The sequence below is a fragment of the Methylobacterium brachiatum genome (assembly GCF_020523825.1).
Taxonomy (GTDB): domain Bacteria; phylum Pseudomonadota; class Alphaproteobacteria; order Rhizobiales; family Beijerinckiaceae; genus Methylobacterium; species Methylobacterium brachiatum.
This window is the reverse complement of the sequence record NZ_JAJALK010000017.1, coordinates 64,551-88,425: the sequence shown is the minus strand read 5'-3', so window position 1 is coordinate 88,425 and position 23,875 is coordinate 64,551. Positions and strand designations below refer to the sequence as shown.

Sequence of the window (23,875 nt, the reverse complement as noted above, 5' to 3'; positions counted from 1 at the left end):
GTAAAAAATGCCTCGAATCTTGCTTCGTCTTCGGGTTAGGTCAATCCGATCCGAAGTTATCTCGGCAATTTTACGCAAAAGTTGCGAGATAGTTACATTTTAGAATTGCGATAATAAACAAATGCAGTGTTTCCTGTTATGTTTTTTACTGCTTATACTGATATTTACACGGAATTTAATGATGTTATGTCATAATAAATGTGGCATGATCGGCAGAATAACGAATTAGCCGATAAATAAATTCTAGGAACAGGCGCGACGCCACGGCCTCATCAGGATGAACGTATGCTCACGAAATTGTCATTACGGCTGAGCTGGACGAAAGGGTCTGCGTCCCGGAGCTGCCCGTGCCAGCGATCCCGCCGAACACCGAGCACGCGGATCGTCCGTCGAACCCCGGTGATTCGCCACCCCGCGACTGTCATGCTAAAGTAAAGAATCACAATGTCGAATTAGATTGCTTGCCGTCGCAGTGAACACCGGCTCGTCTCTACCGGCTACACAGATTTTAAGCACCAGACTTACGAATGAATGCGAACGGCCACCTCACCCGTGGGGGCGGGAATGTATGGTCCCGGGATGAAGTGATGCAAATTGATCCTGAACCGGTCTGGGTCGTTGGTCCAGGCGTGACAGTTGGTCTGAAACGGGGTCGTCCGACGGAGCGCCTTGAGGTGCTTGGCGAAATTGTAGGCTGTGACGAAGACCAGGACATGCGCTCTCAGGCTCTTCAGATCGTTGTAGTGAAAGACCTTTACGGTCGCATCCTTGATCGTGCGGTTCATGCGCTCGGACCCTCATCCTGAGCCTGTCGAAGGGCCCATTGGTCCAGGGATGGTAGGGCTTGGTCAGGCGATGCTCGATGCCGTGCTCGATACAGACGCGATCGAAAATGTGCGGTCCGAGAAACTGTCGGCTTGGCCCAGTCCTGTTCTTCGGCAGATCGGCGAAGGCCATGCCGTTGTCGGTCAGCACCGTGGGAATTTAGTAGAGGAAGGCAGCCACGACGGTCCTGAGGAAGGCTGCTTCCTCCTTCTTTCCCGCTCTATCGTAGAATTCGACGTATATAAACTTCTAAGTTGGGCCGATTTCCAGGAGTATGACCAACTTGCCGTCGGCGTGGCGCAGACTACAACTGTTGATATGCACGTAGCCAATCTCGTAGATCTTGAAGCGCTTGCGCGTCTGCGTCGTCTCGTCGGCCGGAAGGCGGGAGATGCCGTGCCGTTGCAGACATCGATGCAGAGCGGAGCGGCTCAAGTTGGGGATCGTGTCGCGCAGGCAGCCCAGGACACCGTCGAGCGGCAGAAGCGTCCGACGCCGAAACACGACCACGATGGCCTCCTCGGCCGGCGTCAGGACCGTGCTCTTAGGCTTCTTCGGGCCCATCGGAGCATCGCTCGTCAGAGCAAGCCCACGCCATTTGGCGACCGTCTTCGGGTTCAGCCCGTACGCGGCGGCCAGGGCGCGGCTATTTTCTTGCGACGCTTGGAGCTCAGCTCGAATACGCGGCGTCGTTCGGGCGCTGCCGTGAAGAACGCTTGCCATAGGCCATCCTCCTCCTGACGCGTCAGGATTGATGATGCACCATCACACTCCGGGACTGCACAACTTAGAGCGGACGCGCCGCGTTCGGCCATTTGCGGGCGAAACGAAACACCGAACCGCGCATGCAGCCCGCGGGATCGGGCTTGACGCTGGGTTGTAGCCCGTGCCCTCGTAGCGCTCATAAAAAGAACCGTTCCGCGGGAGGTCTATCATGGCGCTGATCCGCAATTGCGTCCTCGCGGCCGCGATCGCCTGCAGTGCCTTGGCCGGGACAGCCTCCGCCGAGCCGATCCGCCTGAAGGTCGGCGTCCTCAACGACATGTCCGGGGTCTATTCCGACACGGGCGGGCCGGGGTCCGTCGTCGCCGCGCGGCTCGCGATCGAGGACTTTGCCAGGGACTCCGCCACGACCGGCGCCGAGGTGCGGGTCGAGCTCGTCGCCGCCGACCACCAGAACAAGCCGGATGTCGGCGCGGCCATCGCGCGGCAATGGTACGACCGCGACGGCGTCGACGCGATCTTCGACGTGCCGACCTCCTCGGTGGCCCTGGCGGTGAGCCAGGTCACCCGCGAGAAGACCAGGATCTTCATCGATTCCGGCGCCGGCACCACGGACCTGACCGGCAAGGCCTGCTCGCCCAACACGATCCAGTGGACCTACGACACCTACGCCTTGGCGCACGGCACGGCCGGCGCCATGCTCAAGCGCGGGGGCGGGACCTGGTACTTCCTCACCGCCGACTACGCGTTCGGGATCTCGCTCCAGAACGAGGCCACCGCGGTCGTCCAGAAGGGCGGGGGCCGCGTACTCGGGGCCGCCAAGGTTCCGTTTCCGGCCGCCGACTTCTCGTCGTTCCTACTCCAAGCCCAGGCTTCGCAGGCGAAGGTGGTCGGGCTCGCCAATGCCGGCGGCGACACCATCAACGCCGTCAAGCAGGCGCACGAGTTCGGCCTCATGGACAGCGGCCAGACGCTCGCTGCGCTGCTCATCTACGCCGTGGACGTGCATGCGCTCGGCCTGCAGACGGCCCGCGGACTGGTGCTCACCGAGTCGTTCTACTGGGACCTCAACCCGGACACGCGCGCCTTCTCCGAGCGCTTCGCGCGGCTCCACAACGGCAGCATGCCGACGATGAACCAGGCGGGCGTCTATGCCGGACTCCTGCATTACCTAAAGGCGGTGGCGGCGACCAAGTCGAAGGACGCGCAGACGACGATGGCCTGGATGAAGGCCAACCCGACGGACGACCCGCTGTTCGGCAAGGGATCCGTTCGGGTCGATGGCCGCAAGCTGCACCCGATGTACCTGTTCGAGGTGAAGGCACCGGCCGAATCCAAGGGCGCGTGGGACCTGTACAAGCTCCTCGATACCATTCCCGCCGAGCAGGCGTTCCGCCCCCTCGCGGACGGCGGCTGCCCCCTAGCCGGCAAGGGCTAGAGGACGAGGGAGAGGGGCACCCGATCGATGCGCCCGGTCATGGCCGCGACCGGCACGGGACACCTGGGAGATAGCTCGACATGCTGCGCGATATCGAAGGACAGGTCGCCTGGGTGACGGGCGCCGGGTCCGGCATCGGACAGGCCGCCGCGGTGGCGCTGGCCCGGGCCGGGGTGCGGCTCGCCCTCACGGGACGCCGGGCGGAGGCCCTGGAGCAGACCGCGGAACAGGTCCGCGCCGTGGGTGGCGAGGCGTTGGTGGCGGCGGCCGACATGGGCTGCGCCGACGCGGTGGAACGCGCCTGGGACGCGGTCCACGCGGCCTACCGGCGCTGCGACATCCTGGTGAACTCCGCCGGGCTCAACGTGCCGAAGCGGAGTTGGAGCGAGATCTCGCCCGCCGACATCGACGCGGTCATCGGCGTCGATCTCAACGGCCCCTTCTACGCCTCCCGGGCCGTCCTGCCGACGATGCGCGCCCAGGGCGGCGGCCTGATCGTCCAGGTCTCGTCCTGGGCCGGCCGCTACGTCTCCAAGCTGACCGGGCCGGCCTATTCCGCGGCCAAGCACGGACTGGTCGCGCTCTCCGAGAGCCTGAACCAGGAGGAATGCGGCCACGGCATCCGCTCCTGCTGCATCTGCCCGGGCGAGGTCGCGACGCCGATCCTGGAGAAGCGTCCTGTTCCGGTCACCGCGGACGACAAGGCGCGCATGCTGCAATCCGAGGATCTCGCCGAGACGATCCTGTTCGTGGCGCGGCTTCCGTCGACCGTCTGCGTCAACGAGATCCTCATCAGCCCGACCTGGAACCGCGGCTATCTGGAAGGCGTGAGGCTCTAGGCCGCCGGGACGCGAGCCTGCACGCGTCCGGCCCCGAGGCGAAGGGCGTATTCGGTGGCATCGTTCTGGATGCGCCGCCGAATACGGCTGTTCGGCCAGGAGATTCCGGTCACGGCCATCCGGACAGTGCCCCCCGCTCAACGTGGCCCGGAATAAAGGGCATAAGGCTTGCCAAGACGGGCTCCGGGAGCCTGGCCGTCCACGAGACCGATGATGCAATACCGACACGACGCGATCTACGCTTCCCGGCGCTCGCCGGTCTTCGCCCGGAACCTCGTCGCCACCTCGCAGCCCCTTGCCACGCAGGCCGGGCTGAGGATGCTGCACCAGGGTGGGAACGCCCTCGACGCGGCGCTGGCCGCGGCCATCGCGCTGACCGTGGTCGAGCCCACCGGCAACGGCATCGGGTCGGACGCCTTCTGCATACTGTGGCACGAGGGCCAGCTGCACGGGCTCAACGCATCAGGGCGCTCGCCGGCCGGCTGGACGCCGGAGCGCTTCGCCCAGCACAGTGCGTTTCCGCATCGCGGCTGGGACACCGTCACGGTGCCCGGCGCGGTCTCGGCCTGGGTGGAGCTGTCGCGGCGGTTCGGACGCCTGCCGTTCGCGCGCCTGTTCGAGCCGGCCATCGGCTACGCGGAGGAGGGCTTCCTGGTCTCGCCGGTCATCGCCGAGCTATGGCGGCGCGGCGCGGCGGAGCTGAAGACCCAGCCCGGCTTCGCGGCGACCTTCATGCCCGACGGGCGGACGCCGGCCGCCGGCGAGCTGTTCCGGGCCCCCGGCCATGCCCGGACGCTCCGGCTGATCGCCGAGACGCGGGGCGAGGCCTTCTACCGGGGCGAGCTGGCGCACCGGATCGCGGATTTCGCCCGCCAGCACGGCGCCGCCCTCGACGAGAGCGACTTGGCGGAGCACAGCACGGATTGGTGCGGCACCATCCGGCAGGATTTCGGCGGCGCGAGCCTGCACGAGATCCCGCCGAACGGGCAGGGCATCGCGGCCCTGATGGCGCTGGGGATCCTGCGCTCGACCGGCCTCGCGGACCTGCCCGCGGACAGCCCCGACGCGCTCCATCTGCAGATCGAGGCGATGAAGCTCGCCTTCGCGGACGTCTACGCCTACGCGGCCGACCTGCGCTACATGACCAAGGTCACCCACGACCACCTGCTCGATCCTGCCTATCTCGCCTCCCGGGCGGCCCTGATCGACCGCCGGCGCGCGCAGGTCTTCGGCCACGGGGCGCCGAACGAGGGCGGCACCGTATGCCTCGCCACCGGCGATGCCGACGGCATGATGGTCTCCTACATCCAGTCGAATTATTCGGGTTTCGGCTCCGGGGTGGTGGTGCCGGAGACCGGCATCAGCCTGCAGAACCGCGGCTACGGCTTCACCCTGGCCGAGGGCCATCCCAACCAGGTCGGCCCGCGCAAGCGCCCGTTCAACACGATCATCCCGGGCTTCGTCATGCAGGACGGGGCGCCGCTGATGGCCTTCGGCTTCATGGGCGGCCCCATCCAGGCGCAGGGGCACGTGCAAGTCCTCGTGCGGACCCAGCTCTGGGGGCAGGACCCGCAGACCGCCGTGGATGCGCCCCGCTGGCGCCACGTCGCCGGATTGCAGGTCGCGGTCGAGACCGCCTTCCCGGCCGCGGTGCTGGGCGAGCTGGAGGCACGGGGCCACGAGCTCGTGCGCGAGCCGCCGGATTCCGCCTTCGGCTTCGGCGGTGCGCAGCTCGTGCGCCGGATCGACGGCGGCTACGTCGGCGGCTCCGACCCCCGCAAGGACGGCCACGCGGGCGGTTTCTAGAGCCCTCGCCACCGGAATGGACGACGGTTCGGCGCCTGCGAGCACGCCGGACAGCAACCTTTGTCGCCCCGCACCAGCATCAGGTTCATCATGTCAGCAGCGGCCGCGCGCGCAGCACCCTCCCGCGACGCGTCGCAGATGTACAAGGCCGTGATCGCCTCCTCGATCGGCAACGCCCTCGAGTTCTACGACCTGACCCTGTACCTGTATTTCGCGGTCACGATCTCGAAGCTGTTCTTCCCGAGCAGCAACCCGACCACCTCGCTGCTGCTGGCGCTGGGCAGCTTCGGCATCTCCTATCTGATGCGTCCGCTGGGTGCGATCGTGCTCGGCCTGTACGCCGACAGGGTCGGCCGCAAGCCGGCGCTGATGCTGTCGATCCTGCTCATGATGATCGGCACCTTCATGATGGTGGTGATGCCGTCCTACGAGTCGATCGGCATCTTCGCGTCGATCGGCGTGCTGGCCGCCCGGCTGATCCAGGGCTTTTCCGTCGGCGGCGAGTTCGGCGCCTCGACCGCCTTCATGGTTGAGCACGGTCCGGCGCGGAAAGGGTTCTTCGCGAGCTTCCAGTTCGCCAGCCAGGGCCTGGCCAGCGTGATGGCGGCCCTGTCCGGAGTGATCCTGAGCGCCACGCTCAGCCCGGACCAGATCGCCTCCTGGGGGTGGCGCCTGCCCTTCGCGTTCGGATTGCTGATCGGGCCCGTCGGCCTCTACATCCGGCGCAACATCGCGGAGACCCCCGAGTTCGAGGACTCGACCGAAGGGGAGGCGACCAACTCGCCCATGCGCGACCTGTTCATGCAGCAATGGCTGAACATCCTGCTGGCGACCGGGCTCGTGGCGACCTCCACGGGGCTGAACTACATGATCAGCTACACGCCGACCTACGCGGTCAACCAGCTCGGCCTGCCCTCCTGGATCGGCTTCGTCGCCTCGTTCGTCGGGGCCGTCATGCTGATGACGGTAGCGCCGCTGGTCGGGCACTGGTCGGACAAGGTCGGGCGGACGCCGATCATGCGGGCCGTGGTGATCGCGGTCTTCGTGCTGATGTTTCCGGCCTTCGCGCTGCTGATCAGCTATCCGGCGCTTCTCGTCATCGTACCGGTGCTCGCGCTGATCGGCGCCCTCAAGGCGAGCTACAGCGCGGCGCTTCCGGCGCTCATGGCCGAGATCTTCCCGACGCGCACGCGCAGCACCGGCATGAACATCAGCTACAATGTCGGCGTGACGCTGTTCGGCGGCTTCGCGCCGTTCTGGATCGAGAGCCTGATCGCGATCACCCACACGGCGCTCGCCCCGAGCTTCTTCCTGATGTTCGCGGCCAGCGTCAGCCTGCTCTGCATCGTCTTGGTCCGGCGGACATTCGGGCTGCGCTAGAGCGTGCCTTAGTTTGATCGAATCGGGGCTTTCAGGCATCGGGTCATCTGATCCTCCGTTGCGTCGGCGCTTGGAGGGAGGGTGACGCGGCCTTACGCGGACGACCTGCGGGCCCGTGCGGTGGCGCGCTACGAAGCTGGCGAGAGTATCCGGCCGATCGCTGCGGCGCTGCAGATCAGCCCGTCCTGCGTGTCGAAGTGACGGCGGCCCGCGGCGTGAAGACGGACAGCCGCGCGGTCTTCCGGCGCTGCGTCACCGGACATCTTCGTCCCGACACTCGCGCCGGGCGATGTCGGTCATCTTGGAGAAGTGTCAGGTAGCTGACGGAGACGGAAGAAGTTTTCCTGGGCAGAACCTAGGTCTTTGTTAACCGACGAAGCGCTTGATTGAACTTGGCTTTCCGGAACACATCCCGGGACAAACCGGGGATATATGGCCCCCAGCGCCGCGGTGACCCGATTGCCTCGCAAGCCCGATCCGAAGAACGCCCACTTGGAGCTCCACGACGGGCACTACCGCGTAACCATGTGGGTGCCTGCCGCGCTCCGACCCCAACTCGGGAACGGCCTGAAGCGGTGCCTGCAGACCAAGTCGTTGCTCTGGCCTGCTGCCGGTTTGGTGGACACCGTCCTAAGCTAACTTGGCTCGGTTTTCGAACTGGACAGGGCTGAGGTAGCCCAAGGTCGAGTGCCGCCGCGCCAGGTTGTAGAAGCGCTCGATGTAATCGAACACGTCCGCGCGAGCCTCGTCCCGTGTGCGGTAGGTCCGCCGGGCCGTGCGCTCTGTCTTCAGCGACGAGAAGAAGCTTTCCATCGCCGCGTTGTCCCATACGTTGCCCGACCGGCTCATTGAGCAAGTCACATCGTGCTCGGCCATTAGACGCTGGAAGGCTTCACTCGTGTATTGCGAACCCTGATCCGAGTGATGCAGCAAAGCATCCGGCTTGCCCCTGCGCCAGATCGCCATGACGAGCGCATCCGTGACAAGTTGCGCCGTCATGCTGGTCTGCATCGACCAGCCCACGACACGGCGTGAGAACAAGTCGATGACGGCGGCGACGTAGAGCCAGCCCACGGCGGTCCAGATATACGTGAAGTCGGCGATCCATTTTCGGTTCGGAGCATCGGCCGCGAACCGCCGCTCCAGAAGATTGGGTGAAGTGGTCGCCCGCTCACCCTCGTCCTTCGGCAGCCCGCGTCGGCGTGGCCGTGCCCGCAAGGCGTTCTGGCGCATGATCCGCTCGACGCGGTGCAGCCCGCACGAGATGCCCTCGGCCAGCACGTCGCGCCAGACGCGCCTTGCCCCGTAGGTGCGGTCGCTGGTCACGAAGCTGGCGCGGGTCTTGACCAGGATGACTTCATCCTCCCGTGCGCGTTGGCTGGGCGTCCGGGTGAGCCAAGCCTGGAATCCCGAGCGCGACACGCTCAGTGCCGAGCACATCCAGGCCACCGGCCAGACGGCGCGATGCTTTGCAATGAAAGCGAACTTCATATCGCTTCCCTCGCAAAGTAGGCGGCTTTTTTTAGGATATCACGCTCCGCCTTCAGACGAGCGACCTCCTTGCGCAGGCGATCAATCTCGATCTGCTCGGGCTTCATCTGGCCCTGACCGGGAAAGGCGTGCTGCGGATCGGCCGTCGCCTGCTTCACCCACCGGTGCAGCATCGTCTCGTGAACGTCGAGGTCACGCGCCGCTTGCGCGACACTGACACCACGTTCGCGAACCAGTCGAACCGCCTCGATCTTGAACTCACGCCCGAACTTGCGACGCTGCATGGAGCACCTCCGGCTTCACCATCACACCTAAACCGGGTGTCCGTGAAACCGGCAGCAAGCCAAGTAGAAGATTTCTTGGCGCAGGCACTCGTCACGAAGCTTGCCGTTGAAGCTCCCGCAATACCCGTTCTCCCACGGCGATCCTGGAGCGATGTACTGGATCTGCGGGCCGGTCTTCGCAACCCATTTGCGCAGCGCCTTCAAGATCATCTCAGGGCCATTGTCGCAGCGGATGTGTTCCGGGATGCCGTGTAGGCACATGGCGTCGGCCAGCGCCTCGATCGCGCCCACGCTGTTGATGCGTCGCGCCACCTTCAGCGCCAGACAAGCCCGGCTATGCTCGTCGATCAGCGTCAGGATCCGGAGCGAGCGTCCGTCGTGGGTCCGGGCCTGGACGAAGTCAAAACTCCAGACGTGGTTGCGATGGAGCGGGCGCAGCCGCACGCAGGATCCATCGTTCAGCCACAGGCGACTGCGTGGTCGGTGCTTCTGCGGGACCTTGAGCCCCTCGCGACGCCAGATCCGCTGAACCCGATCCTTGCCCACCTGCCATCCTGCTGCCTGCAGCAGCGCGGTGATGCGGCGGTAGCCGTAGCGCCCATACTCGGACGCCGAGGCGATGGTGGCCTGGGTCAGCGCATCCTCGTCGGCCGGCAACGTGGACACGTAGCGCTGCGTGCCCCGATGCTGGCCGACGATCCGGCAGGCGTGACGTTCCGTGAGGTCGTACTTCGCCCGGATGCCGTCGACCGCCTGCCGGCGTCGCTCGGGGGCTACAAGTTTCCCGAGGCGACGTCCGCCAGCACCTGTTTCTCCAGCGATAAATCGGCTACCAGGCGAGGAAGCTGCGCGTTCTCGCGCTCCAGATCGTTCATCTTCTTGGCCCGGTCCACATTCAGCCCGCCGTACTACTTACGCCAGCGATAATAGCTCCGCTCGGAGATTTTCACCTCCCTGCATGCAAGGGCTAAATTCTTGCCCTGATCTGTCTGAACCTCGATATGGCGCAGCTTGAGCACGATCTGCTCCGCACTCGTCTTCTGACCTCGCCGCATGTCCAGCTCCTCCGGTCCTGGCTGATCCTCTCAATCAGCCCGGTCCAAAGCCCGCCGGTCAGGTCAGCAGACCTCGACCCGTTGTTCGAGGCCGTCGCGGACGGCATCGACCAGGCGATCATTCACGCCCTCTGGCGAGCCGAGACGGTGACCGGTCGAGCCGGCCACAGGCGGCACGCGCTGACCAATCTCCTGCCCAGCTGGATCGACAACCTCGGAGACTGAGCAATGCGCGTTCTGATCTCGACAGACATCGAGGGCGTCGCCGACGTCTTCAACCGGGTGCAGACAACGCCGGGAAATCCCGACTACGAGCGCGCGCGGATGCTGATGACGCAGGAGGCCAACGCGGCGATCGCGGGTGCCTTCGACGGCGGCGCCCGGGCGGTACTGGTCACCGACTCGCACGGCAGTTTCCGCAATATGCCGCGCGATCGCCTCGACCCCAAGGCGCAAGCGGTACAGGGCAACAGCGTCCCCTCGGGATGATGGCTAGCCTGGACCAAGACATCGATGCAGTCTGTCTCGTCAGCTACCACTCGAGGGCGAGCGGGCGCGGTATCCTCGCCCACACGATCAACAGCTTTGCCTTCGCCCGGTTGGAGATCAACGGCCAAGAATTTGGTGAGGCCGGCCTCTATGGCGCCCTGGCCGGCGAATACGGTGTGCCGATCGTCATGGCGAGCGGCGACGACGTATTCATCACGGAGAACCAGGCTCTGTTTGCCGGGACTCGCTTCGTTCAGACCAAGCGCGCGACGGGGCAAAACAGTGGCATCAGCCTTTCGCCTCCGCAGGCCTGCGCGGCGATCCGCAAAGCCGTCGCAGCGGCGCTCCAGCCGAGAGCGGTGCAGCCCTTCCGTCTTGATGGCCCCTTCGAGATCCGGATACGAGCCCAGACTCCCGCTCTGGCGGACCTATTCTGCCAATGGCCGACGCTGCGGCGGGAGGAGAGCAGTGCGTTCGCGTTCCTGGCGACCAGCCTCGAAGAGGCGATTCAAATGATCAACTGCCTATCGGCAATGTAAAGCGCGCTCCGGTGAGTGGTCGCAGGCCTTACCGTCACGTCATGCAAGGGCCCGTTGCCCGAGAACCACAGGTGTCTCCGACGGCTACGTCGCGCATCGCCCGTCCGCCGATCGAAGCTGTGGAGATCGTTGGGACGTCCGTTTCCGTCCCGGAAATTTCCGGATCCGCTACGGCTTTGCCAATTACTGCATGCAGATTGGCTGGATAGGATCCGCGCTTCCGCTCTGCGCCCAATGTCGCCGTCCATCCAAGGCCGGTAGCAGCTCGAAAGCGGACGCTGCGGCGAACCTCGTGAGCTGGATCCTGCCGATACCGATTCCATGTTTTGCAGAGCGTATGTGGATGCCGCGTTGCAAGGAATATCATGAACAAGGTGGTATATTATATATTATCCCAGTTTTACCGTCCCAAAAACTGAATCTGGCACTCAAATTTATTCAGAAGGGTCAAGAAACGCCCGCACGGTATCGCGGAGAAAGGCCGCATCGGCCGGATTGGTTGAGGGATTGCCGGCGCGGTGGCCCCAGATGCTCGGGATCGGCCGCAAGATGGCGTCGCGCAGGTGGGGCAGCTCGGCCGCGTTGTCGGCGACGCGGAAGTAGAGATCCGTCTCCCCCGGCATAAGCAGCAATCGGGCTGTGATCGCGCTGAGAGCCTGCGCGAGGTCGCCACCGTAGCGCAGGTCGCGGCTGATGTCGCCGGCGTCCCAGGTGCAGAGCTGCGCGTAGAGGTCGGCCGCGGGGCGGCGGGCAAACCGCTCCTCCCAGTCGGTGCGCAGGAAGGTATCGAGGTCCGGGGCGCCGAGCGCGGTGCGGTGCAGGTCCGCCCGGTAAAAGTCCTGGCTGAGCGCCCAGCCTGCATAGATACGCCCGAAGGCGCGAAGCGCTGTGGCGGGCTCGGCCGAGAAGCGGCCCGCGCCGCGATGCTCGGGCGCCGCCTCCAGCACCGCCATCAGGCCCTTCAGGAAGACGCGATTGTGGGTGGCCGTGCGGGCGCTGCCGCAATTGATCACCGCCCGGGCGACCCGGTCGGGGAACAGGGCTGCCCAGTGATAGGCCTGCTGGGCGCCCATGGACCAGCCGTAGACGGCGTGCAGGTGCTCGATCCCCCAGGTCTCGGCGAGCAGGCGGCGCTGGGCTTGGACATTGTCCCAGGCGGTGACGAGGCTGGGCCAGTCCGGCGTGTTCGACGGGCTCGACGACAGGCCGTTGCCGAACATGTCCGGGATGACGATGAACCAGCGCCCTGGATCGAGCACGCCGTCCGGGCCGATCAGCCATTCGAGATCCGGGTGCTGGGCCGCGTAGCTCGTCGGGTAGAGTACGACGTTGTCGCGCCCGGGCGAGAGGGTCCCGTGAGCCTTCCAGCGCAGATGCGCGCCCGGCAGCACGGCGCCCGACTGCAACGGCAGATCACCGAGTTTGAAGGTTCCTGTGGCCGTCGGCCATCCGGTCATGGGCGCAGCGTCCGGACGAATCCGACATGCCATTTCGCGTAGCCGCGCTGGAGCACGACGAGCCGCTCGCGCATCGCCGCGTGGGCGTCCGGCAGGCGGTGGAACGGGATCGACGGGTAGAGGTGGTGCTCGGTGTGGAACGGCATGTTCCACATGAGCAGACGCATCAGACCGTTGGTCAAGGTCGTGCGGGTGTTGGTCAGGCCGTTGTCGTCCATCGTGCAGAGCGTGTGCTCGGTGAGCAGGTAGAGCCGCAGGAACGGCTGCCCGAGGAGCTGCGGTCCGATCCAGAACACCAGGGGCGCCCACCAGCCGACCAGTACCATCGCGAGCACCGAGCCGCCGAGCATCAAGGCGCACATCAGCCGAAGCGACCGGATGATGCGCGGCGCGGCGCGCTCGGTGATGAAGGGGTAGGCCGAGAGGTCGCCGCGCAGGCCGGCCCAGGCCACCTGGAGGCGAGTGCGCCAGTAAGGCAGCGCGAGCACGCGCCACACATAGGCATCAAGGGTGGAGGGCGGCAGCAGCGCGAGTTCCGGATCGTGGTCGGGATCCTGCGTATAGCGGTGATGGGCCAGGTGGAAGGCCGTGTAGAAGTGCCAGTTCAGGAGCGACGGGCAGGCCACCAGCCAGCCGACGACGGCGTTGGCCCGGCGCGAGCGGAACGCGGTCAGGTGGATCGTCTCATGGATCGGCGCGAACAGGGCCGATTGCACGATTCCCAGCAGAAACATGGCGGGCAGCAGCGTCCATGACCCGGAGCGCCAGACCAGCCAGCCGGAACCGGCCAGCATCAACACATGCGCACCCAGGCGCAGCGCGCCGCGCAGGTCCGAGCGCTGCGACAGCGCCTTGACCTCCGCGCCCGTCAGAATTCGTCCGCTCGCCGAAGCCATGGATCTCCCTAAGGGTTGTAGACGCCGCGAAAACACACGTCAGGTGCATTATCTATGCCGGGGCCGCGGCCGCTCTCAGGCGGTCAGCGCCTCGGGCGCCGGCGCGTCGAGACCGCCGAACAGGCGGCGACCGGGCATCGCCGCCATGAGGCCGCGCGTGTAGGGGTGCTCGGGCGCGGCGAAGAGGGCCGCGGCCGGTCCCGTCTCGACGATCCGGCCCTGCTGCATCACCGCGACCCGGTCGGCGATCCGCGCGGCGATGCGCAGGTCATGCGTGATGAACAGCATCGCGAGGTTGTACTCGGCGCGAAGCTCTGCCAGCAGGTCGAGCACGCGGGCCTGGACGGAGACGTCGAGCGCCGAGACCGCCTCGTCGGCCACGAGGATGCGCGGCTTGAGCGCCAGCGCCCGGGCGATGCAGATGCGCTGGCGCTGGCCACCGGAGAATTCGTGCGGGAAGCGGTCGGCCGCGCCGGCCTTCAAGCCGACCCGGTCAAGCAGCGCATGCGCCTCGGCGACGGCCTCGGCCTTCGGCACGCCGTACGCCATCGGGCCGCGGGCGATCGCCTCGCCGACCCTCTGGCGCGGGTTCAGCGCCGCGAACGGGTCCTGGAACACGATCTGGATGCGACGGCGCGCCACCCGCAGGGCCTCGCCCCGCAGGGCCAGGAGATCCCGGCCCTCGAAGCGGATGCGGCCCGAATCCGGCTCCGCCAGACGCAGGATCATCTGCCCGAGGGTCGACTTGCCCGAGCCGGACTCGCCCACCACCGCCACGGTCTCACCGGCCGACAGCGTCAGCGAGATCGCGTCCGCCGCGACCACGCGCCGGGCCGGACGGAACCATCCTTGCCGCGTGGTGAAGGTCTTGGAGAGCGCCTCGATCTCGAGCAGCGGCGGCGTCGCCCGCATGTTGGGGGAGGCGCGCCCCCGGGCATGGGGCACCGCGGCGATGAGCGCCCGGGTGTAGGGGTCGCGCGGCGCGGTCAGGACCGCCTCGGCGCTGCCTTGCTCGACGACCCGACCGTCGCGCATCACCACGACCCGGTCGGCCATCTCGGCGACCACACCGAAATCGTGCGTGATCAGCAGGACTCCCATCTGCCGCTCGCTCTGGAGCCGGCGGATCAGCGCGAGGATCTGGGCCTGCGTGGTCACGTCGAGAGCGGTGGTCGGCTCATCGGCCACCAGCAGGGCCGGGTTGTTGGCCATGGCGATGGCGATCATCACCCGCTGGCGCTGCCCGCCCGACAGCGCGAACGGGAAGCTGGCGCGGATCCGTTCCGGGTCGGGCAGGCCGACGGCCGCGATCAAGGCGTCCACCCGCGCCCGGATTGCGGCGCGGGGCGTCGCGGGGGCATGGGCCCGGACCGCCTCGGCGATCTGCTCGCCGATCCGCTTCAGCGGGTTCAGGGCGCTGAGCGGCTCCTGGAAGATCATCGCGGCGTCGCGGCCACGGACAGAGCGCATCTCCGCCTCGGACGCGGTGGCGATGTCGCGCCCGCGCAGCGTGACCGCGCCGCCGGTCACGGTCACGCCCGGCGGCAGCAGGCCCAGGATCGTGTGGGCGATCATCGACTTGCCGGACCCCGACTCGCCCACGAGGCAGACGATCTCGTTGGCCCCCACTGCGATCGAGACGTCACTCACTGCCTGAGCCCGGTCGGCGCCCCGCGGCAGGCCGACGGAGAGGTTTGTAATCCTCAGGACCGGTTCGGTCATGCGCCTCTCCCCCGGGCGAGCCGCGGGTTGAGCGCGTCGTTCAACGCCTCGCCGACGAGATTGATGGCAAGCACCGTGATGAGGATCGCGGCGCCGGGGAAGACGCTCGTCCACCAGGCCTGCCGGATGACCGTACGGGCGGCGCCGACCATGTAGCCCCAGGACATCAGGTTCGGATCGCCGAGCCCGAGGAAGCTCAAGGCGCTCTCGATCAGGATCGCGGTGGCCACGGTGAGCGAGCCGGTGACGATGATCGGCGCCAGGGCATTCGGCAGGATGTGGCGCAGGATCAGGGCCGCGGGGCGCTCGCCCTGGCAGGCGGCGGCCCGCACGAAGTCCCGGCCCTTCAGCCGGAGGAACTCGCCTCGGGTGAGACGCGCCAGCGGCGGCCAGCTGATCGCCGCGATGGCCAGGATCTCGTGGGCGAGCGACGGCCCGAGGGTCGCGACCAGCAGGACGGCCAGGATGAAGCCGGGAATCGTCTGGAACAGCTCGGCGATCCGCATCAGCGCGGCGTCGACGAGGCCGCCAAACCACCCCGCCGTCGCCCCGATCACCACGCCGACCAGCACGGCTGCCAGCGTCGAGGCGAGGCCGATCGCCAGCGAGACGCGGGCACCGTGGGCGAGGCCGGCGGCGATATCCCGGCCCATCGTGTCGGAGCCCAGAGGCAGGTCCGGGCTCAGCGGCGGCTCGAACGGGGCGCCGACCATCTCCCAGGGATCGACCGGGACGAGGAGCGGCGCGAAGATCGCCACCGCGATCACCCCCACGAGGAGCACGAGGCCGATCATCCCGCCGGGATTGCGCAGGAACGCCCGAACGAATCCCATCACGCGGCCTTCGCGGGGGCGGCGATCCGCGGATCGATCAGCCGCGAGAGCAGGTCGGTCAGCATGTTGATGAGGATCACGAGCACGGACATGACGAGGAAGATCCCGAGCAGGACCGGGTAGTCGCGCTGGCTGAGGGCCTCGAACACCAGCCGGCCGAGGCCCGGCCAAGCGAAGACGGTCTCGACCACCACCGAGCCGCCGACCAGTGCGCCGGCCTGCATGCCGGCTACCGTCACCACCGGCAGAATCGCGTTGCGGATCATGTGGTCGCGGATCACGCGTCCGCGGGTGAGCCCCTTGGCCCGGGCGGTCTTCACGAAGTCCTGGGCGGCCACCTCGACGATCGAGGTCCGCATCAGCCGGGCATAGACCGCGAGATAGACGGCGGCGAGCGACAGGACGGGCAGGATCAGATGCGCGAGCACGTCGCCGACCTGCCCGAGCGGCGAGAGGGTTGCGCCGACGGTGCGGTAGCCGAAGGCCGGCAGCCATTCGAGCTGGACCGAGAAGACCAGTACCAGCATCAGGCCGAGCCAGAAGACCGGCATGGCGTAGAGCACCAGCGAAACGAGGCCGATCAGCGTGTCGGACCAGCGGCCCGCCCGCACGCCCGACAGGGTGCCGAGCAGGATCCCGGATCCGAGTGCTAGGGCGAAGGCCGTGCCGGTGAGGAGCAGGGTCGCGGGCAGGCGCTCCAGGACCAGGCCGAGGACCGGCCGCTGCTGCCGGTAGGAATAGCCGAGATCGAGCCGCAGGACCCGGCCCAGATAGGTCGCGAGCTGCACCGGGTAGGGTTTGTCGAGGCCGTACTCGGCCCGAAGCTGTCGGAGGAGCGTCTCGTCCGAGGCGCCGGACTGGCCGGCGATGACCTGCGCGGGATCCCCGGGGGCCGCGTGGACGAGGGCGAAATTCACGCTGGCGATGACCAGGATCACCGCCAGCGTCCGCGCGATCCAGGCGGCCAGTCCGGCCAGCATCCTCATGCGCGGTAGGCCCGGGCGAAGGTGTCATTCACGCCGCTGCCGGTGACGACGAGGTCCTTGATGTGCTTGTTGGTGAAGGTCGGGAAGTCGAGCTCCATCAGCCACGCCACTGCGGCGTCCTCGACCAGGATCTTCTGGACCTGGCTGTAGAGATTCTGCCTTGTGGCGTCGTCCTGCGCTACGGCGGCCGCCTCGAACAGCCGGTCGACCTCCGGGTTGCTGTACCCGGACGTGTTGGAGAACAGGATACCCTTGCGGATGTTCGAGGAAATGTAGGAGCGCGACACGCCGAGCGCCGGATCGCCGTACTGGTAGGTCCAGGGCGCGGACATCTCGAATTCCCAGTTGCCGCAGCGCGCCGCCCAGCCGCCGACGTCGATGCCCTCAAGCACGATGTCGATCCCGACCTTGCCGAGGGACTGGCGCACGTATTCCGCCACCCGCTGCCACATCTCGCCGTAGGGCGGCACGAGGTACTTGAGGCTCACCCGCTTGCCGTCGGCGGCGGGCTTCAGCCCCATCGCGTCGAGGAGCGCCACCGCCTTGGCGGGGGCGTACTCGTATTTTGGCACGTTCGGCTCGTAGAACCGGGTCTTCGACGAGACCGGGCCGGTCGCGACCTTGCCGAGGCCGAAGAACACCCGCTTGCGCAGGGCCTCCCGATCGACGGCGTAGAGCACCGCCTGGCGGAAGCGCTTGTCGTTCATCGGCGCGATGCGGGTGTTCATCTCCAGCCAGAGATGGGGCGCGTAGAACTCGTAGCCCTTCGTGGTCATGTCGAGGTTCGGCAGCGCCTTGAGGCGCGGCACGTCGAAGGCCTCGACATCGTTCCACTGGGTCAGCTGGATCGTGCCGCTCTCCAGGGCGACCGCCCGCGAGGCGGCGTCCGGAATCACCCGGTAGTAGATCTCGTCGAGATAGGGCTCGCCTTTGCGGTAATAGCCCTCGTGGCGCACGAGGTGGATGTGTGAGCCCTTGACCCACTCCTTGAGCTTGAACGGTCCCGTTCCGATCGCCCGAGCGTTGTTCGGGTTCTGCCGCAGGTCGGTGTTCTCGTAGAGCGCCTTGGAGATGACCGGCGCGGTCGTCGCGTCGAAAGCGTGCAGGAACGGTGCGAACGGCTCCTTCAGCCTGAACACCACCGTGAGCGGGTCTGGGGCCTCGGCCGACGCCAGGCGCGAGAAGGTGCCGCGCGCCCGGGCATGGGCCTCCATCAGCGCCTTCGTGACCGAGAACACCACGTCTTCCGCGGTCATCGGCGACCCGTCGTGGAAAGTGATGCCGGGAAACAGCTTGAACGTGTAGGTCAGGCCGTCCGGGCTGCGTTCCCAGCTCTGGGCCATGCCGGGCTTGGGCGTCAGGTCGAAATCGTAGGTCAGCAGGCTCTCGTAGATCTTGCCGCACACCGTGAGCGTGGGCGCCTGCTGATTGAGCGCCGAGACCAGGATCGGTGGCTCGGGCTGGATCACGGTGTTGAGCACGCCGCCCCGGGTCTGGCCCGCAGCGCGGGTGATGCCGAAGGGAATCGGCCCCGCCGCCCCTGCGGCGAGCATAAGCTTGGCGAAATCGCGACGATTCATCCGTGACCTCTCCAGCACCCCGGAACGCCGATCGGGCGATCTCGCGATCCGCGCGGCAGATCGGGGCCGTTCCAGCCGAATGCATCGAACAGGCCACTTGTGGTGCTGTGGATGAGGCAGCCCACCAAGCGCGGACGATGACGCCAGCGCGCTGCCGTCGCGAAGCGCACCGAGGGGTCCGAACCGGATGGCCGTATTAATACTGGTATCCAGCTTGCTTATCAGGCCCTGACACAGGGTGAATACGCATGAGACGATCCTGGCTTCCCAGGCTGATTGCAGCTGCCGGGGCGCTCCTCGCGCCCGCACCGGCCAGCTCGGAGACGACGGTGCGGGCCGTGCTCGAAGCCGAGATCGTCACCCTCGATCCCTATTTCACCACGGCCTACATCACGCGGACCTTCGGGTTCATGGTCTACGACACGCTGTTCGCGCCGGACGCGAAGGGCCAATTCAAGCCGCAGATGGTCGACACGTGGTCGGTGTCGGACGATCGCCTGACCTGGCGCTTCACCCTGCGCGACGGTTTGCGCTTCCACGACGGCACGCCCGTCCGAGCCGCCGACTGCGTCGCCTCGCTGAAGCGCTGGGCGGCCCGTAGCGCGCTCGGCGGCCGGCTCATGGACGTGGCGGCCGCCCTCGACGCCGTGGACGACAGGACGTTCGTGCTCACGCTGCGGGAGCCGTACGGCCTCGTGCTCGACACCCTTGGCACCACGTCGAGCCCGACGCCCTTCATCATGCCTGCCCGGCTCGCCGCGACGCCGCCCACGACGCAGCTCACGGAGGTCATGGGATCCGGTCCCTTCGTCTACGACCGCACCGTGCACATCACCGGCGACCACATGCTGCTGCGCAAGAATCCCAACTACCGGCCGCGTTCCGAACCGGCCGATTTCCTCGCCGGCGGCAAGGTCGTGAAGGTCGACGCCCTCGACATCCGCGTTATCCCGGACGGTGCGACCGCCGTCGGGGCCCTCGGCGCCGGCGAGATCGATCTCATGCAGTACGCGCCCTTCGATCTGATCGAGCAGATCGAGCGCAACAAGAATCTGGCGGTGATGAACTTCACCGGCCCGCACCGTTTCACGGGGCATTACAGGATCAATACGGCGGCCAAGCCCTTCGACGACCCGGCGATCCGGCGCGTGCTGCTCCGCCTCGTGGATCAGCGCGAAGTCCTGGACGGGTTCGGCCTCGACCCGCGCTTCTCGCAGACCTGCGACGCCTTCTTCATCTGCGGCTCGCCCTACGAGACGCATGTCGGGGCCGAGCTCCTGCACGATCCGTCCGTCGCGGCGGCGCGGGCTGCCCTGAAGGCGACCGCCTACAAGGGCGAGCCGGTGATCGTGATGGCGGCCAACGACCTCGAGGCGGCGCGCGTCTCCTCCACGATCCTGGCCGACCGGCTGAAGCAGGCCGGCTTCACCATCGATCTCCAGGTCATGGATTGGGCGGCCCTGCTTGCCCGTCGCACCAAGAAGACCGGCTGGGGCGTTTTCGGCATTCACGCCCTCGGCCTCGATCTCAGCTCGCCGCTGACGAACTCGGCGATCAACTTCACCTGCAAGGATGCGGCGAGTTCCGGGTTCATGTGCGACACGCGCATGGTCAGGTTGTTCGATCGGTTCGCCCGCGAGCCGGATCCGGACAAGCGGCGTGACATCGCCGGCGAGATCCAGTCCATCGTCTACGGCGAAGGCCTGGTCGTACCCTTCGGCCAGTTCGCCCAGCCGGCAGCCTACCGGACCTCCCTGACCGGGCTGATCCCGTCCGCCATCCCGCTCTTCTGGAACGTCGAGAAGCCATGAGCGCTGCCGTGTACGATGTCATCGTCGTCGGCGCCGGCTCTGCCGGTGCCGCCCTGGCCGCGCGCTTGTCGGAGGATCCCGGCCGCCGGGTGCTCCTGCTGGAGGCGGGCCGCGACTGGCGGTCCGCAGATGCCCCGCCGGCCCTGCGCTCGGCCAACATCGTCCCGTTCATGTACGATCCGAGCCACCAGGCGGACTGGCAATGGCCGGGGCTCATGAGCCGCCGAACCCGCGCCCAGGAGCCCCGCTTCTACTGGCGCGGTCGCGCGCTCGGCGGCAGTTCAACGGTAAACGCGCAGATCGCGATCCGCGGTGTCCCGGCTGCCTTCGATGCCTGGGCGGCGCAGGGCTGCACGGGTTGGTCGGCAGAGGACGTGATGCCGCTCTTCGACCGGATCGAGGACGACGCCGAATTCGCCACCGAGGCAGGGGCCCGTCGCGGCGGTCCGCTGCCGGTCTACCGCGCCCCGCTGGACGCGTGGGGCGCCGTCGACCGCGGTCTGAGGGAGGCCGCACTGGCGGACGGCTATGCCTGGAAGGCGGATCTCAACGCGCCGCAGGGCGAGGGCGTGTCGTGCAACCCGATCAACAGTCGCGACGGGCACCGGGTCACCACCAACGACGGCTATCTCGAACCGGCCCGCAACCGGCCGAACCTCGAGATTCGCTGCAAGGCGCTGGTCGATCGCGTCCTGTTCGAGGGGCGCAAGGCCGTCGGGCTCCGCGTCCGCTTCGGGACGGACGCCTGGACCGAGCTCCACGGCCGCGAGATCGTCCTCTGCGCCGGCGCCGTCCACAGCCCGGCGATCCTGATGCGCTCCGGCATCGGCCCCGCCGAGCCGCTTCGCGCCCTCGGCATCCCCATCCTTCACGCGCACGAGGCGGTCGGCGGTAATTTCATGGATCACCCGATCCTGAGGGCGACGATGGATCTGAAGCCCGGCCGCCGGGCCCTCGGGCCGGATGCCCGCCATACCAATTGCTGCGTGACCTATTCGAGCGGTCTCGCGGGCGGCGGCGAGCGCGACATGATCGTCGTCGCCTACAATCACCGCGGCCTGACCGGTCTGGAACCGACCCCGCAGGGTGCCGTCGGCGTCGGTCTGTACGACGCCTTCTCGCGCGGTTCCCTGCACCTCACATCGGCTGATCCCGAGATCAATCCGGTCATCGAGGAGAACATGCTCGACGATCCGCGCGACCGTCTGCGGCTGCGCGATGCGGTGCGGCGGCTGGCGCGCCTGACGACGCATCCGGCGCTGGCCGACCTCGCGACGGCGATCCGGTTCGGCGAGAGCCCCCTCGCGCCGGGCGAAGCTGCGCGCCTCCCGGATTCCGAACTCGACGACCTGATGCTCGCGGAAGCGGGCGACATCCAGCACGCGGCCGGCACCTGCCGCATGAGCGGTTGGCAGGACGCATCCGGCGTCGTCGATCCCGATCTGAAGGTCCGCGAGGTCGGCGGCCTGCGGGTCTGCGACGCGTCCATCATGCCCAGCGATTGCAGGGCGAACCTGCATTTCACCTGCGTGATGATCGGTGAATATCTCGCTCGGCGCATGAGCAATCATTAGTTTGTAGCGGCTATCGACAGTGAATTTCCTATCCTCTTAAGAGCATCGCTGGCTCGACATGGCCTTTAAGGCTTGAGATCAGCATATTCGTGCGCGTCTTTGCGGTTGTTGATTTGCGGCGGCCGCAAAGACTGGCGCTGAGGAAGCCTTCGGGCGCCAAAGATGGGCTAATCCCTCTGATTTTGACACTGGATATGGCCAGTGGTCTTTTTAAGCTGAGTATCACCGCAGATACCAATCTACTCTTGGATGAAAAGGAATCGCGTTTCGCACCACCGTGACGGATCAGTCGGCGGGCGCCAACGGTATCCGCGGCCGAGTAAATCCGTGTCGCGCTTCGAAGCTCAAGAAACCAGGATGGTCAGTCAGAAACCGAAGCACGGTTCATCGCTGGATAAGCGATGCCTGCTGGTCTCCTGGACGAACGGCCTCGGGGAATGGTGAAATCGTTGTCGCGCTGCCGGTCCGCTTCTTGCTCGCCCCGCTCTTGGGCTTCAATCGAGGCCGGTGAATCAGGAGATCCTGCATGCGCCGATCCCTGCACACGGACGAGGAGATCGCGTTCCTGCTCGCGGAGGCCACGCGCGGCATACCGGTTGCCGAGATTTGCGCGAGCGCCCATGTTTCGCTCGGCACCTACTACCGCTGGCGACGGCGGCTCGGTGGGCTGAAGCCTGCGGGTGTGGCCCGGCTCGATCAGGTCGAGCGGGAGAATGCCGGACTCCGGGCAGAGGTGCAGCGGCTCCGCGCCGCCCTGCTCCTGCAGCCGGTGCGGGCAGAGCCGATCCGGACGGCCGTGACCGAACGCACGGCCCCCCACCAGGGACCGCGCCATCGCGGCGCGGCCGCCTGTGTCGGCCGCTTCGCCTTCGGGCGAAGCGCGAACTGATCTCCCGAATCCTCGCCGCCTCAGGCGGACATGGCGGGAGCCGTGCCCAGGGCGGACTCAGAGTGTGGGACAAAACTGGGCCGAGCGGGTTGGGAGGGCATGGACGCCCTCGTCCCTGACGACCTCTGGGCGGCGGTCGAGTTGCTTCTGCCGACTGAGCTCGAGAAGCCGAAAGGCGGTTGGCATCATCCTGGTGCTGCGCACCGGCCTGCAGTGGAAGCACCTCCCGCGTTCTGAAGTGGGTTGCACCGGCAAGACGCGTTGGCGACAGCTCGGGGTATGGCAGGCCGCCGGTGACTGGGTGCCGCTGCATCGCGTGATGCTGGAGCAGCTTTAAGATGCCGACCCGCTCGACTGGTCGCGGGCCGCTCTCGACAGCGCGCGCCGGCCCGCGGCAAAAGGAGCCCCGCGACGGGCTCGAACCCGACGGATTGGGGCAAGCCGGGTACGCAGCGCCACCGCGTCGTGGACGCCAACGGCACGCCGTTCGGCCTGACCCTCACCGCAGCCAACAGCCACGACAGCCGCATGCTGGCCGCCACGCTCGACGCGGTGCCGGGCGTGCGCACGGGTCGGCGCGGTCGCTCGCGGCGCAGACTCGACAACCTGCACGCCGACAAGGACTACGACCATCGCCGTTGTCGGCGCGAGTGCAGAGCCCAAAGCGTCACGCCCCGGATCGCCCGGCGCAGCGTCGAGAGCAGAGAATGGCTCGGCCGCTACTGCTGGATCATCCAGCGCACGCTGGCGTGGCTGGCCTGTTTCCGCCGCCTCACCATCCGCTACGAGCGCGGTGCCGACCACCATCTCGCCTTACCACGCTTGCCTGCGCCCACATCTGCCAAGCTCAGGTCAAACGGTTCTGTCCCTGATTTTAAAGCGACTTGGTGAAGTCAGTTTGCTTGCGCCGTGCCGTTGACACAGACCGACGGTTCAGCTCGACACCAGTCACGTTTGTTCGACACGGAGAATAGGCGGCCCATGAAGGGCCGCCATGCTTGTTGTCGAGGATCTTAGGATCCCTCCGGACAGTCAGAGGTCACGCCGAGTTTGAGCAAGCCGCAATTCCAGTTTTGGACATCAGTCCGAACACTTACGGGCGAACTGTCCCGCTTGCGTCACTGATGTGACGTGCAGCAAAGTCCTGCCATTTTATGTTTCGCAAGTGCCTTTCGGGCCCGTCTTTCTTGAGCCCAATTGTCCTCAAGTGCGCGGGGAAAACCAGGCATAATGATGCCAACATCTGGCGAGGCCGCTA

At 66.8% G+C, this 23,875-nt stretch carries 15 protein-coding genes and 5 pseudogenes; 11 read left to right on the top strand and 9 right to left on the bottom strand.

Translation table 11 applies throughout. The annotated features are described in order from the left end of the window. Window positions 1–521 precede the first annotated feature (521 nt). Window positions 522–1,548 (bottom strand): annotated as a pseudogene (locus LGR69_RS26640) (integrase core domain-containing protein). A 211-nt stretch (window positions 1,549–1,759) separates the two neighbouring features. Between LGR69_RS26640 and LGR69_RS26635 the strand changes: the two are divergent. The 5 genes from LGR69_RS26635 (at window position 1,760) to LGR69_RS26615 (ending at window position 7,212) form a co-directional block, all read left to right on the top strand. Then, a complete protein-coding gene (locus LGR69_RS26635) occupies window positions 1,760–2,986 on the top strand; it encodes an ABC transporter substrate-binding protein (protein ID WP_230367938.1) in 1,227 nt (408 codons plus the stop codon). An 80-nt stretch (window positions 2,987–3,066) separates the two neighbouring features. Then, window positions 3,067–3,825 (top strand): SDR family oxidoreductase, encoded by a 759-nt coding sequence (locus LGR69_RS26630; RefSeq protein WP_230367937.1) that lies wholly within the window; start codon window positions 3,067–3,069, stop codon window positions 3,823–3,825. Between the two features lie 213 nt (window positions 3,826–4,038). Beyond that, entirely contained in the window at window positions 4,039–5,631 is a 1,593-nt protein-coding gene (locus tag LGR69_RS26625; protein WP_230367936.1) for a gamma-glutamyltransferase family protein, read from the top strand. Between the two features lie 90 nt (window positions 5,632–5,721). Next, window positions 5,722–7,011 (top strand): MFS transporter, encoded by a 1,290-nt coding sequence (locus LGR69_RS26620; protein ID WP_230367935.1) that lies wholly within the window; start codon window positions 5,722–5,724, stop codon window positions 7,009–7,011. 81 nt (window positions 7,012–7,092) lie between these two features. Next, window positions 7,093–7,212, top strand: coding sequence for a helix-turn-helix domain-containing protein (locus tag LGR69_RS26615; RefSeq protein ID WP_230367934.1), 120 nt, complete (start codon window positions 7,093–7,095; stop codon window positions 7,210–7,212). 429 nt (window positions 7,213–7,641) lie between these two features. On the opposite strand, the pseudogene LGR69_RS26610 reads toward LGR69_RS26615, so the two are convergent. Together LGR69_RS26610 and LGR69_RS26605 are read right to left on the bottom strand one after the other, a co-directional pair. After that, window positions 7,642–8,786, bottom strand: a pseudogene (locus LGR69_RS26610) (IS3 family transposase). A 63-nt stretch (window positions 8,787–8,849) separates the two neighbouring features. Further along, window positions 8,850–9,841 (bottom strand): annotated as a pseudogene (locus LGR69_RS26605) (IS3 family transposase); the annotation flags it as partial. On the opposite strand from LGR69_RS26605, the gene LGR69_RS26600 reads away from it, so the two are divergent. Both LGR69_RS26600 and LGR69_RS26590 read left to right on the top strand, forming a co-directional pair. Next, window positions 9,788–10,066 carry a P1 family peptidase gene (locus tag LGR69_RS26600; RefSeq protein ID WP_230367933.1) on the top strand — a complete coding sequence of 93 codons (279 nt, stop codon included), beginning with the start codon at window positions 9,788–9,790 and terminating at the stop codon, window positions 10,064–10,066. The pseudogene LGR69_RS26605 and the gene LGR69_RS26600 sit on opposite strands and share 54 nt — an antisense overlap. Before the next feature lie 3 nt (window positions 10,067–10,069). After that, window positions 10,070–10,869 (top strand): annotated as a pseudogene (locus LGR69_RS26590) (M55 family metallopeptidase). Window positions 10,870–11,303: 434 nt separating this feature from the next. On the opposite strand, the gene LGR69_RS26585 reads toward LGR69_RS26590, so the two are convergent. The 6 genes from LGR69_RS26585 to LGR69_RS26560 all read right to left on the bottom strand — a co-directional run bounded on the left by LGR69_RS26585 (window position 11,304) and on the right by LGR69_RS26560 (window position 18,343). Further along, entirely contained in the window at window positions 11,304–12,326 is a 1,023-nt protein-coding gene (locus LGR69_RS26585) for an alpha/beta fold hydrolase (protein ID WP_230367930.1), read from the bottom strand. After that, the gene (locus LGR69_RS26580) at window positions 12,323–13,222 is read right to left on the bottom strand and encodes a fatty acid desaturase (RefSeq protein ID WP_230367929.1); all 900 of its coding nucleotides are present in this window, start codon (window positions 13,220–13,222) and stop codon (window positions 12,323–12,325) included. The genes LGR69_RS26585 and LGR69_RS26580 overlap by 4 nt, the downstream gene beginning before the upstream one ends. A 75-nt stretch (window positions 13,223–13,297) precedes the next feature. Further along, window positions 13,298–14,944 carry an ABC transporter ATP-binding protein gene (locus tag LGR69_RS26575; protein ID WP_230367928.1) on the bottom strand — a complete coding sequence of 549 codons (1,647 nt, stop codon included), beginning with the start codon at window positions 14,942–14,944 and terminating at the stop codon, window positions 13,298–13,300. Beyond that, window positions 14,941–15,777: an ABC transporter permease gene (locus tag LGR69_RS26570; protein ID WP_230367944.1), complete on the bottom strand. Its 837-nt coding sequence runs from the start codon at window positions 15,775–15,777 to the stop codon at window positions 14,941–14,943. The genes LGR69_RS26575 and LGR69_RS26570 overlap by 4 nt, the downstream gene beginning before the upstream one ends. Continuing rightward, window positions 15,777–16,763 (bottom strand): ABC transporter permease, encoded by a 987-nt coding sequence (locus tag LGR69_RS26565; protein WP_230367927.1) that lies wholly within the window; start codon window positions 16,761–16,763, stop codon window positions 15,777–15,779. The genes LGR69_RS26570 and LGR69_RS26565 overlap by 1 nt, the downstream gene beginning before the upstream one ends. Next, window positions 16,760–18,343 (bottom strand): ABC transporter substrate-binding protein, encoded by a 1,584-nt coding sequence (locus LGR69_RS26560; protein ID WP_230367926.1) that lies wholly within the window; start codon window positions 18,341–18,343, stop codon window positions 16,760–16,762. The genes LGR69_RS26565 and LGR69_RS26560 overlap by 4 nt, the downstream gene beginning before the upstream one ends. Before the next feature lie 248 nt (window positions 18,344–18,591). Between LGR69_RS26560 and LGR69_RS26555 the strand changes: the two genes are divergently transcribed. From LGR69_RS26555 to LGR69_RS26540, 4 genes and pseudogenes are all read left to right on the top strand, one after another. Next, window positions 18,592–20,154, top strand: a complete 1,563-nt coding sequence (locus LGR69_RS26555; RefSeq protein WP_230367925.1) for an ABC transporter substrate-binding protein — start codon at window positions 18,592–18,594, stop codon at window positions 20,152–20,154. 8 nt (window positions 20,155–20,162) lie between these two features. Continuing rightward, window positions 20,163–21,728: a GMC family oxidoreductase gene (locus LGR69_RS26550; protein WP_230367943.1), complete on the top strand. Its 1,566-nt coding sequence runs from the start codon at window positions 20,163–20,165 to the stop codon at window positions 21,726–21,728. A gap of 526 nt (window positions 21,729–22,254) precedes the next feature. Beyond that, window positions 22,255–22,617, top strand: coding sequence for a transposase (locus tag LGR69_RS26545; RefSeq protein WP_230367924.1), 363 nt, complete (start codon window positions 22,255–22,257; stop codon window positions 22,615–22,617). Between the two features lie 99 nt (window positions 22,618–22,716). Further along, a pseudogene (locus LGR69_RS26540) lies at window positions 22,717–23,489 on the top strand (IS5 family transposase). The last annotated feature ends 386 nt before the right edge of the window (window positions 23,490–23,875 follow it).